At 68.7% G+C, this 11,626-nt stretch carries 9 protein-coding genes and 1 tRNA gene; 8 read left to right on the top strand and 2 right to left on the bottom strand.

Going from position 1 to position 11,626, the window contains the following annotated elements; translation table 11 throughout:
• The first annotated feature begins 47 nt into the window (after nucleotides 1–47).
• Entirely contained in the window at nucleotides 48–1,325 is a 1,278-nt protein-coding gene (locus KOE53_RS03655; protein ID WP_188057406.1) for an APC family permease, read from the top strand.
• Here the strand turns inward: KOE53_RS03655 and KOE53_RS03650 are convergent.
• Nucleotides 1,322–2,065, bottom strand: coding sequence for a VIT1/CCC1 transporter family protein (locus tag KOE53_RS03650; RefSeq protein WP_188057405.1), 744 nt, complete (start codon nucleotides 2,063–2,065; stop codon nucleotides 1,322–1,324). The genes KOE53_RS03655 and KOE53_RS03650 overlap by 4 nt on opposite strands.
• 115 nt (nucleotides 2,066–2,180) lie before the next feature.
• On the opposite strand from KOE53_RS03650, the gene KOE53_RS03645 reads away from it, so the two are divergent.
• Complete coding sequence (locus KOE53_RS03645; RefSeq protein ID WP_188057404.1) at nucleotides 2,181–3,824, top strand: alpha/beta hydrolase; 1,644 nt, start codon at nucleotides 2,181–2,183, stop codon at nucleotides 3,822–3,824.
• Between the two features lie 68 nt (nucleotides 3,825–3,892).
• Here the strand turns inward: KOE53_RS03645 and KOE53_RS03640 are convergent.
• Nucleotides 3,893–3,965 (bottom strand) — tRNA-Arg (locus tag KOE53_RS03640).
• Between the two features lie 107 nt (nucleotides 3,966–4,072).
• On the opposite strand from KOE53_RS03640, the gene argS reads away from it, so the two are divergent.
• From argS to thrB, 6 genes are all read left to right on the top strand, one after another.
• A complete protein-coding gene (argS, locus tag KOE53_RS03635; RefSeq protein ID WP_188044215.1) occupies nucleotides 4,073–5,734 on the top strand; it encodes an arginine--tRNA ligase in 1,662 nt (553 codons plus the stop codon).
• Nucleotides 5,735–5,736: 2 nt separating this feature from the next.
• Nucleotides 5,737–6,498, top strand: coding sequence for an LmeA family phospholipid-binding protein (locus KOE53_RS03630; RefSeq protein ID WP_188057403.1), 762 nt, complete (start codon nucleotides 5,737–5,739; stop codon nucleotides 6,496–6,498).
• A 218-nt stretch (nucleotides 6,499–6,716) separates the two neighbouring features.
• Nucleotides 6,717–8,162 (top strand): diaminopimelate decarboxylase, encoded by a 1,446-nt coding sequence (gene lysA / locus KOE53_RS03625; RefSeq protein ID WP_188044213.1) that lies wholly within the window; start codon nucleotides 6,717–6,719, stop codon nucleotides 8,160–8,162.
• The gene (locus KOE53_RS03620; protein WP_188044212.1) at nucleotides 8,159–9,469 is read left to right on the top strand and encodes a homoserine dehydrogenase; all 1,311 of its coding nucleotides are present in this window, start codon (nucleotides 8,159–8,161) and stop codon (nucleotides 9,467–9,469) included. The genes lysA and KOE53_RS03620 overlap by 4 nt, the downstream gene beginning before the upstream one ends.
• Nucleotides 9,466–10,551 carry a threonine synthase gene (gene thrC / locus KOE53_RS03615; protein WP_188044211.1) on the top strand — a complete coding sequence of 362 codons (1,086 nt, stop codon included), beginning with the start codon at nucleotides 9,466–9,468 and terminating at the stop codon, nucleotides 10,549–10,551. Before KOE53_RS03620 ends, thrC begins: the two co-directional genes overlap by 4 nt.
• A complete protein-coding gene (thrB, locus tag KOE53_RS03610) occupies nucleotides 10,548–11,486 on the top strand; it encodes a homoserine kinase (RefSeq protein WP_188057402.1) in 939 nt (312 codons plus the stop codon). The genes thrC and thrB overlap by 4 nt, the downstream gene beginning before the upstream one ends.
• Nucleotides 11,487–11,626 lie beyond the last annotated feature (140 nt).

Raw genomic sequence — 11,626 nt, 5'->3', positions numbered from 1 at the left:
CACGGCCGAGCTGACTGTGGGCGGCCGCTCACCGAGAGATGACGCCAATGACCGGTCAACCCGCACTCGCCCGTCACCTCGGCACCACTGACGCCGTGTCGATCGGCCTCGCCTCGATGATTGGCGCCGGCATCTTCGCGGTGTTCGCGCCGGCTGCAGGCGCCGCCGGTGCGGGACTGCTGATCGGTCTCGCGGTGGCAGCGATGGTCGCAGTGTGCAATGCGACTTCCTCGGCGCAGCTCGCCGCGCAGTACCCCACGTCCGGCGGAACCTACGCGTTCGGTCGTGAGCGACTGGGGGAATGGCCCGGGTTTCTCGCCGGGTGGAGCTTCGTGATCGGCAAAACGGCGAGCTGTGCCGCGATGGCGCTGACCTTTGCCGCCTACGCGGTCCCGGCCGGGTGGCAGCAGGTTGTTGCTGTGGCGGCGATCCTGCTGCTCACCGGGGTGAACTCGCTCGGGATCACCCGTACCGCGCGGCTCTCCCGGGTGATCGTCTCTGTTGTGCTGGCGGTCCTGGCGCTAGTGATCGTGCTGGGCGGGGTCGCAGCGAGCCGCGGTGCGGACGGTGACACGCTGAGCCCGCTCACGGCAGGACTGCTCGCCGACGGCTGGTACGGGGTGTTCCAGTCCGCGGGGCTGCTCTTTTTTGCCTTCGCCGGGTACGCCCGCATCGCGACCCTGGGCGAAGAAGTGCGCGACCCGGCTCGCACGATCCCGCGCGCGATCCTGCTGGCGCTTGCGGGCACGCTGGCCCTCTACGCGGTGATCGCTTTCCTGGTACTCACGGTGCTGGGGGCTGAAGGTCTCGCCGCCAGCCCGACACCGCTCGGCGATCTGGCCGCGGCAAGCGGGGCGGGCTGGGCGGTTCCGATCGTCGGCGTCGGCGCCGCACTGGCCTCCCTCGGCGCGCTGCTGGCGCTGATCGCGGGGGTGGGGCGAACGAGCCTCGCGATGGCACGAAACGGTGATCTTCCCCGCGTGCTCGCCGCAGTGCACCCCCGGTACCTCGTGCCTCGCCGCGCGGAGTTCGCACTCGCGCTGGTCGCGTGCGCGATGATCCTGCTCACCGACCTCCGCGGCGCCATCGGGTTCTCGTCCTTCGGCGTGCTCCTGTACTACTTCGTTACGAACCTGTCCGCGCTGACGCAGGATCGCGCCCACCGTCGCTACCCGCGCGTTTTCCCCGTGCTCGGCGCGCTTGGCTGCCTGACGCTCGTGGTGACCCTCCCGCCCGCGTCAATCGGGGTGGGTGTGCTCGTCCTGCTCGCTGGCGTTCTTGGCCGGGTCGTCGCGGGCAGGATCCTGCGAGGCAGGCCCCGCTAAACGATGCCGGTGGTGCCGAGGAACACGCCGATCGCATAGGTGGCGGAGAGCGCGAGCGCGCCTCCAATGACGACGCGGATCGCGGCGCGGGACCGGGAGCTGCCGCCGATATGTGCGGCGACGGCGCCGGTGAGCGCGAGGGCGATCAGCATCGAGACGAACGTCACCGGAACGCGCCACTCGGGCGGCGGCAACAGAATCGCGAGTAACGGCAGGATCGCGCCGAGGGTGAACGCGAGCGCCGAGGCGAGGGCGGCGTGCCAGGGGCTCACGACGTCTTCTTGGTCGATGCCGAGCTCGATCGACAGGTGCGCGGCGAGGGCGTCGTGCTCGGTGAGCTCGGTGGCCACCCGAAGCGCGGTTGCGGGGGAGAGCCCCTTCTGCTCGTACAGCCCGGCGAGCTCGGCGAGCTCCTGCTCGGGCATCTCGGCGAGCTCGCGCGTCTCCTTCGCGATGAGGGCCCGTTCGCTGTCGCGCTGGCTACTGACCGAGACATACTCGCCGAGCGCCATCGAGACGGCTCCGCCGACCGCGGCCGCGAGCCCCGCGATGAGGATGGGGGCCGATGCTGCGGTCGCACCGGCGACACCCACCACAGTGGCCGCGGTCGAGACGATGCCGTCGTTTGCGCCGAGCACGCCCGCGCGCAGCCAGTTCAGCCGCTGAGCGAGCCCGCCACGGTGCGGTTCGTTCGGGTGCGGAAAGGAGGAATTGTCGGCGGCTGCGCTCGAAGTGGACATGGCAGTACTCAAACACAGTCGGGCTCCGGACGCTAGCAAGGCAAGGCTCGGCTTCCCGCCACGATATTCTGCCTCGAGAACACACTGCAGGATGACAGGGCCGAGGAACACGCATATGAATACACGCAGATGGTGGCATCTGGACCCGGGTGGCTCCGTCCTCGGGCTGGTCTGTGCGCTTCTCTCGCTGACTCCCTCACTGCTGCCGCGCCCCGCACTCTTGCAGGGGATACTCGCTGCGCTCTCGCTCGTCTTGGGGTATGCGCTGGGCGCTCTGGTGTGGAAGATGGTACGCCGGCGCGTGCCATGGCGCCCGTCGCAACGGATGCAACGCTCGCTCTGGCTTGGCTACGTGGGGGCCTGGGTGCTCGCGCTCGCCGCACTCACCTCGCTCGGCACGCTCTGGCAGAACGAGGTGCGCGCGCTGGTCGAGATGCCGCCCCTCGAGGCCGCAAATGTTGGGACGTTCCTCTTCGCGTTCGTGGCTCTGAGCGTCGTGCTCCTCGCAGTGGGGAAGGGCCTGCGTCGGCTGTGGGGCTTCGGGCGGCGGCGATACGGCACCATCGGCGCCTCGGTCGGCATGGCGTTTTCTGCGCTCGTGCTCGCGGCGGGCGCAACCTGGGGCGTCACCGTCGCGATTGACGGTGTCTATTTGGAACGAAATGGGCAGCCGGACGCTGAGGCGACCGAACCGGCATCGCAGTATCGCTCGGCGGGCGCGGACTCTGCGATCGACTGGGAGACGCTGGGTCGACACGGATCGAACTTCGTCGGGGGCGGGCCGAGCGCCGCCGAGATCGTCGAGGTCACTGAGGCCCCGGCGATCGAGCCGATTCGGGTCTACGCTGGATTGGCCTCGGCCGGTAGTGCGGAGGCGAGGGCACAACTTGCCGTGTCCGAGCTGGAGCGGACCGGCGCGTTCAGTCGGTCGGTAATGATTGTGGCCACGCCGACGGGCTCAGGATGGCTCGAGCCACAGACCATGGACGCCGTTGAGTACCTGTACGGGGGCGACACCGCGAGCGTCGCGATGCAGTACGCCTACACGCCGAGCTGGGTGTCGTTCGTCTTTGACCCGGATGCCCCCGTAGACGCGGCCCGCGTGCTGTTCGATGCCGTTCATGAGCGCTGGAGCATACTTCCGGAGGACGACCGCCCCGTGCTCATCAGCTACGGTCTGAGTCTCGGCGCGCACGGCAGCCAGGCCGTGTTCGGCTCCGTGGAGGAGATTCGAGAGCGCACGGACGGCGCGCTTTTCGTGGGCAGCCCCAACGGCTCGGCGCTCTGGCGGACGCTCCAAGCCGCGCGCGACAGCGGCAGTCCGGCCTGGCGACCAGTGCTGGACGGTGGGCGCGAGGTCCGGTGGATGTCTCAGGCGGGGGATCAGGAACTGCTCCCCAGCGAGTGGCGTGCCCCGAGAGTGCTCTACCTGCAGCACGCAACTGACCCCGTGACCTGGCTCGGCCCCGAACTGATTTGGGAATCGCCCGAGTGGCTCGCAGACTCGCAGCGCGCCAGCGACGTGAGCCCATCGATGCGCTGGATCCCGGGGGTCACCGCGATGCAGGTGACGGTGGACATGCTGATGGGGGAGTCTGTTCCTGCGCGGCACGGGCACAACTATGGCGACGTCGTGAGCCTGGGCTGGCGCGAGGTGATTGGGTCTCACGGTCAGGACGGCGACGGCTTGAACGATGCAGCGTTCGCGCGGGTGCAGCGCGTGATCGAGGCGTACGCCGAACCCGCGGACGCTGAGTAACGTCGCGGACGAGACAAAAACGGCTCCGATGAGGTGATAAACACCTGATCGGAGCCGTTTTTTAATCGTGCCCCCGGAGGGATTTGAACCCCCGACCTACGGTACCGGAAACCGACGCTCTATCCCCTGAGCTACGGAGGCGACTCATCGAGTCTAGCGCACAGGCGGGGGCCATTGCAGCCGCTCTAGCCCCGGGCGATTCGTTCGCAGCACGAGCGCGGGGCGCGCCGACGCTAGACTTGACCCTCGTGACCCCACAAGAACTTTCCGCTGCCCTCGCCCGCATCATGACGGAGATCGTCGCCGACGCCGGCGCCGACCTCGAGGTCACCGAGCAGGATGCGGTACTCGACCGTCCGCGGCAGCGCGAACACGGCGACTGGGCGTCGAACATCGCGATGAAGTTTGCCAAGCGAATCGGCCAAAACCCGCGCGAACTTGCCACCGTGATTGCCGCGCGCCTGAGCGAGATCGAGGGGGTTGCCGCCGCAGAGGTTGCCGGCCCCGGCTTCATCAACCTGCGCATCGACGCGGCCAGCGCCGGCGAGACCGCTCGCCGCATCATCGAGCAGGGCGAGAAGTACGGCCACGGCGATGTGCTCGCTGGCCAGCGCATCAACATGGAGTTCGTCTCAGCGAACCCGACCGGGCCGCTGCACCTCGGCCACACCCGCTGGGCGGCGCTCGGAGACGCGACCTCGCGGGTCTTGCGCGCGGCCGGCGCAGAGGTGACCAACGAGTACTACATCAACGATGCCGGCGCGCAGATGAACAAGTTCGGGCGCTCGGTGCTCGCCGCGGCCCTTGAGCGCCCCGCGCCGGAGGACGCGTACCCGGGGGAGTACATTCAGGCCCTGGGCAAGCGCGTACGCGAGCAAATCCCGGGGCTCGCCGAGCTTCCCGAAGCGGACGCGCTCGAGCAGGCGCAGGAGCTGGCTTACCAGCTGCAGCTCGTCGAGATCAAAGACTCGCTCGAGCGCTTCAACGTGCACTTCGACGTCTTCTTCTCGGAGCGCAGCCTGCACACCCCCGGTGAGCACGGCGAGAAGAGCCCCATCGAGGCCGCGATCGATCGTCTGCGCGCGCAGGGCCACGTCTTCGAAGAGGACGATGCCATTTGGGTGCGCACGACCGACTTTGGTGACGACAAGGACCGCGTCTTCACCCGCGGCAACGGCATCTACACCTACTTCGCCGCCGATGCCGCCTACTATCTCTCGAAGATGGATCGCGGCTTCACCGAGAAGATCTACTTGCTCGGCGCCGATCACCACGGCTACATCGGCCGTCTGAAGGCGATCGCCGGGGCGGCGGGCGACGACCCCGAGACCAGCATTAGTGTGCTGATCGGCCAGCTCGTCAATCTGAATGGCGCGCGCCTCTCGAAGCGTGCCGGCAACATCATCGAGCTGGACGACCTGCTCGAGTGGCTCGGCGCCGACGCACTGCGTTACTGGCTCTCGCGCTACCCGGCTGACTCGCCGCTCGCGCTCGAGGGCGAGAAGCTCCGCAGCCGCACGAACGACAACCCCGTCTTCTACGTGCAGTACGCGCACGCCCGCACCTGCGCCGTGCAGCGCAACGCGGCGGCGAGCGGCGTCGATCGTTCAGTGTTCGCACCCGAGCTTTTGACCCACGAGACCGAGACCGAGCTGCTGGGGGCACTGCAGGAGTTCCCGCGGGTCGTGGCGTTCTCCGCCGAGCTGCGCGAGCCGCACCGTGTCGCCCGATACCTCGAGGAGCTCTCCGGCTCATACCACCGCTGGTACGACAGCTGCCGCGTCATCCCGCAGGGCGAGGCCCCGGTGGAGGATGTGCACCGCACGCGGCTGTGGCTCAACGACGCGGTTGGCCAGGTCATTCGCAACGGACTTGACCTGCTCGGCGTCTCGGCCCCGGAACGGATGTAGCGATGAGTGAGCGCCGGCCCCGCTGGTGGCTGCGGATCCTGTCGGGAGTCGCGGTATTGGCGTTGCTCGGCGGCGCGGCGGAGCTCGCGCTGCGCATGATTATTCCGGGGATCGTCTCGGCTCAGGTGCGGCAAGCGCTCGATCTCAGCGCCGATCACCCGGTCGAGACCGAGCTCGGGGGGTCCGTCGCGCTTCGTGCCCTCACCGGCCGCGTGGGCGACGTGTCTGTTCGGGTGCCGGACGCCCCGGTCGTGTCCGGGATCGTCGCCGACCTCTCGGCACATGCCGACTCGGTGCCGTTCAACGTGGCCAGCGGCGAGATCTCGGGCGGCACCGCCCGCATCACCCTCGCCCCCGAGCAGCTGGACTCCGCCATCGCACTGCTGACGCGTGGCGTCGCGCAGACGGGCGAGGTCGATCAGGGCGAGCTCATCGTGGGGCGCTCGGTTGACCTGTTCGGCCAGTCCATTCCGTTGCAGGTCAGGCTCGCGCTGAGCGTTGTCGACGGCGACGTCGTCCTGAGCCCCACCAGCGTTGATCTCGTCGGACTCTCACTGACCGCCGAGCAGCTCTCCGCCGCGACCGGTACGCTGCTCGATCCGATCCTGCGGCCCGCTCCGCTCTGCGTACGTTCCGAGATTCCCGCGGGAATTACGCTGACGGACATTGGGCTCTCCACTACCGGGTCGGCAAGCGTGGACGTTGCGCTCTCGCCTCGAATCTTGAACGATGCCGCCCTGCGCCAGCCGGGTGTCTGCCCGTAAGGCGCGCCTGGGCCGTGAGGGATCGCTTCCCAGGCGATCATGCGACTCGTCACATGCGCCCTCGCGTCGTGCGCCCCGCTAGGATTGAAAGGTCCGATCGGAGCCATGGCTCTCGTTCGTCCGGCTTCAGGGGCCAATCCGGGTCCGCTCGCCACCGTCGCGTGTTGCGGCAGCGTGCGTTCGGACCTTCGTACCCCTGAATTTCCTGGAGGACTTGCATGCCCGCGCAGCACGTCGACCCCTCGCACGCGACCGACCTCACTGACATCGATCCCCGCGTGTTCCCACAGACCTCGCGTCGCGGCTCGAGCTGCGGCGAGCTCAAGGTCGGTGAGTTGAAGGCCTCCGAGCTGGTCGCCCGCTACGGCTCACCGCTCTATGTCATCGATGAGCAGGACGCCAGGTCCCATGCCCGCCAGACCCGCGAGGCGTTCGAACGGGAGTTCGCGCGTATCGGCACCACGGCCACCGTGTACTACGCGGGCAAGGCGTTTCTGTGCGTCGAGGTTGCCCGTTGGATGGTCGACGAGGGACTGGCGATCGATGTCGCGAGCGGCGGAGAACTCGCTGTCGCCCTCGCGGCGGGCGTCGATCCGGCGCGCATCGGCTTCCACGGCAACAACAAGTCGGTCGCCGAAATCACCCGCGCGGTGCAGGGTGGAGTGGGCACGCTCATCCTAGACAGCGAGATCGAGATTGAGCGCGTCGCGGCCGCGGCAGCGGCGGCCGGGCGTCGCCAGCGGGTGCGCCTGCGCGTGAACAGCGGCGTGCACGCGGGCGCCCACAGCTTCCTCGCGACGGCGCACGAGGACCAGAAGTTTGGGTTGCCGCTCTCGCGCGCGGTCCCGCTGGCTGACCGGATCCGGTCGCACGCGTCGCTCGAGTTCGTCGGGCTGCACTGCCACATCGGTTCCCAGATCTTCGCGACCGAGGCGTTTCGCGAGTCGGCCCGTCGCCTGTTGGGAGTGTACGCCGAGCTCGCGGCGGTCGCCCCCGTGCCTGAGCTCAACCTCGGCGGCGGCTTCGGCATCGCTTACACCTCGGACGAGGCGGACGCGCTGCCCGGAATCGACGTGATCGCGGCCGAGATCGCGGACATCGTCGCCGCCACGTGCGCCGAGCTCGAACTTCCGATCCCCGCCGTCGCGTTCGAGCCGGGTCGCTCGATCATCGGGCAGGCCGGCCTGACGCTGTACACGGTCGGCACCACCAAAGCGGTGGCCCTTGCTGGCAGCGACGCCGACGCCGACCCCGCCGACCGCGGTTTCGCCGAGCGACTGTATGTCAGCGTGGACGGCGGGATGAGTGACAACGCTCGCCCCGCGCTCTACGGCGCCGATTACCAGGTCCGCCTCGCCAATCGTCGAAGCGCTACCGCCCCCGCCCTCGTGCGCGTGGTCGGCAAGCATTGCGAGTCGGGCGACATCGTCGTCCCGCGCGACGAGCTTCCCGGCGACGTCGCCCCCGGCGACCTCCTGGCTGTTGCCGCGACGGGTGCCTACTGCTGGTCGCTCTCGAGCAACTACAACTACGTCCCTCGCCCGCCGGTGGTTGCCGTGCGGGACGGGGAGTCACGACTGATCGTGCGCGGCGAGACGGAGGATGACCTCCTTGCTCGCAGCGTCAGCGATCCCCACCCCTTCACGAACGGAGAATCCCGATGAACGGATACCGAGACCTACGGGTCGCCCTGCTCGGCAGCGGGTCAGTCGGATCACAGGTGGCGCGCCTGATTATTGAGCACGGCGACGAGCTCGCGGCCCGCATTGGCGCGCGGCTGACCCTCGCGGGCATTGCGGTGCGCAACCTCGATGCTCCCCGCGACGTCGACCTGCCGCAGGAGCTGTTCACGACCGACGCTGAGCAGCTTGTGCTCAGCGCGGACATCGTGGTCGAGCTGATCGGCGGCATTGAGCCGGCGCGCACCCTGATCCTGCAGGCACTCGAGGCTGGCGCCGACGTCGTGACCGCGAACAAGGCCCTGATCGCCGCGCACGGCACCGAGCTGGCCGAGGCCGCAGAGCGTGTCGGTGCCCAGCTGACCTACGAGGCCGCGGTGGCCGGGGCGATCCCGATCATTCGCCCGCTGCGCGAGAGCCTCGCCGGCGATCACGTCACGCGTGTGCTCGGCATCGTCAACGGTTCGACGAACTACATCCTCGACCGAATGGACCGGTTCGGCGACTCGGCCGAGGACGCCATGCGCGTCGCGGCAGAGCTCGGCTTCCTCGAGGCCGACCCGACGCTTGACGTCGAGGGTTATGACGCGGCGCAGAAAGCCGCCATTCTCGCCTCGATCGCGTTCCACACCGAGGTCCCGGTCTCGGCCGTGCACCGTGAGGGCATCACGAAGGTGACCGCGACCGAGGTCGAAGCCGCGCGCAAGTCCGGCCACGTCATCAAGCTGCTGGCCGTCGCCGAACGGCTGAAGAACGAGGCCGGCGTCGAGGGCATCTCGGCCCGCGTCTACCCCGTGCTCATCGAGCGCCAGCACCCGCTGGCCGCGGTCTACGAGGGCAAGAACGCGGTATTCGTCGAGGCCGAGGCCGCCGGCGAGCTCATGTTCTACGGCGCAGGCGCCGGGGGAGTGGAGACCGCCTCTGCAGTGCTCGGCGACCTCGTCTCGACTGCCCGGCGTCACGTCGCGGGCGGCCCGGGTATTCCGGGATCGATGCACGCGGACCTCCCGCTCCTCCCGATCGGGGATGTCCTCTCGCGCTACCAGATCATGCTCGAGGTCTCGGACGAACCCGGCGTACTCGCGACGGTCGCCGGGATCCTGGCAGAAAACGGTGCGAGCGCTGCGAGCGTCGAGCAGTCCGTGCCGCGTGACGCGCACGGAACGGCTACGCTAGTTATCGGAACCCACACCGCGCGTGAGTCGGCCCTTGCGGCCACTGTCTCCGCGCTGGAGGCGAGCGCCGTGGTCTCGCAAGTGACCAGCGTTCTGCGAGTCGAAGGAAACTCATGACACACCTATGGCGCGGAGTCATCCGCGAGTACGCCGATCACCTGGACGTCACGGAGTCGACACCTGTCGTCACCCTGGGCGAGGGCGGCACCCCGCTGATTCCGGCCCGCGCGCTCTCTGAGCGCACCGGCGCGAACGTGTACATCAAGTACGAGGGCATGAACCCGACCGGTTCGTTCAAGGACCGTGGCATGACCATGGCCATGACGAAGGCGATCGAGGCCGGCGCGAAGGCTGTCATCTGCGCCTCGACGGGTAACACCTCTGCCTCCGCCGCCGCCTACGCGACCCACGCCGGCATCACCGCCGCCGTGCTCGTGCCCGAGGGCAAGATCGCCATGGGCAAGCTGGCCCAGGCCGTCGCGCACAACGCGCAGCTGCTCCAGGTGCAGGGCAACTTCGACGACTGCCTCGACATTGCTCGTGAGCTCTCGGCGGACTACCCGGTGCACCTCGTGAACTCGGTCAACAACGACCGCATCGAGGGGCAGAAGACGGGCGCATTCGAGGTCGTAGACGTGCTCGGAGACGCTCCCGACTTCCACTTCATTCCGGTCGGCAACGCGGGCAACTACACCGCCTACCACCGGGGATACCGCGAGTTCCTGGCCGCTGGCCGCGCGACCAAGCTTCCCCGCATGTTCGGCTTCCAGGCAGAGGGCTCGGCCCCGCTCGTCCTGGGCGCTCCCGTCGAGAACCCCGAGACGATCGCGACCGCGATCCGCATCGGCAAGCCTGCCTCGTGGGAGCTCGCACTCACGGCGCGGGACGACTCGAACGGGTTCTTCGGCGCGGTCTCCGACGCTGAGATCCTCGCGGCTCACCGCATCCTCTCCGCCGAGGTCGGCGTGTTCGTCGAGCCCGCTTCGGCCGCCGGCGTTGCCGGGCTGCTGAAGCGCGCCGAGGCTGGCGAGAACTTCAAGGGTGCGACGATCGCCATCACGGTGACCGGTCACGGCCTCAAGGACCCCCAGTGGGCGATGCACCGTGCAGACGGTGCGGAGTTCCAGCCCACCATCGTCTCCGCGTCCACCGCGGATGTCGCGTCGGTGCTCGGTCTTGCACGCTCGGAAGCCGCGTGAGCGTAGCTTCGGCCCGCCGGGTGCGCGTGCGCGTCCCGGCGACCAGCGCCAATCTCGGCCCCGGATTTGACACGCTCGGGATCGCGCTCGCCTATGGCGACGAGATCGTGGTGTCCGAACGGGCCGAGCCCGGCGTGCTCGTCCGTGTGACGGGCGTGGGCGAGGGCGAAGTCGCGACCGACGAGACGAACCTCGTCGCGCGCTCAATTGCGCACGTCTTCGCGAGCGTCGGTGTGCCGATGCCGGGGCTCACGATCGATGCGACGAACCGGATCCCGCACGGTCGCGGTATGGGTTCGTCGGGTTCGGCGATCGTGGCCGGCGTCATGGCGGCCGCAGGTCTACTCGCCGATCGTCGCGAGTTCAGCGACGACGAGCTGTTGGGCCTCGCCACCGAGCTTGAGGGGCACCCCGACAACGTGGCGCCCGCGTTGTTCGGCGGCCTCACGATTGCATGGACCTCGGCGAACGGGCCGCGCTCGAAGCGCCTCACGGTGCACCGTGGCGTCTCGCCGCTCGTGCTCGTGCCTCCGTTCACGATGTCGACCGAACTGGCCCGCAGCTTGCAGCCCGCTCAGGTGCCGCACGAGGACGCGGTGTTCAACGTGTCCCGCTCGGCGCTGCTCGTCGCCGCGCTGACGCAGAGCCCCGAGCTCTTGTTTGAAGCGACCGAGGATCGGCTGCACCAGAACTACCGCGGTGAGGCAATGCCGCGCACGCGGGATCTCGTCTCGGCCCTCCGGGAGGCCGGCCACGCGGCCGTCGTCTCGGGTGCGGGCCCGTCGATCCTGGTGCTCTGCGACAGCCCGGCCGAGCGCATGGCTGCCGCGGAAACCGCTGCGCGACACGACCCGGAGTGGAAGGCCCTCATGCTGGCGGTTGACCTGATGGGTGCTACAGTGGTGACGATTCCCGAATCTGCAGGCGTGGCCTAGCCACGTCGACTGTGGTCTAGCCACGCGGACTGGTGAATCATTCCTTCATCGAGGCGATTCTTGCCCGATGATCCCCACCGCACACCTGTGCGATGCCGCGGGTTGAACCTTCGGCGAACGGGCATTGCCCGCGCCGCCCC

Origin of the sequence: Leucobacter sp. CX87, from assembly GCF_018682295.1 — a bacterium.
Lineage (GTDB): Bacteria > Actinomycetota > Actinomycetes > Actinomycetales > Microbacteriaceae > Cx-87.
The sequence above is the reverse complement of the archived record's forward strand: the minus strand, read 5'-3'. Positions and strand labels throughout refer to the sequence as shown.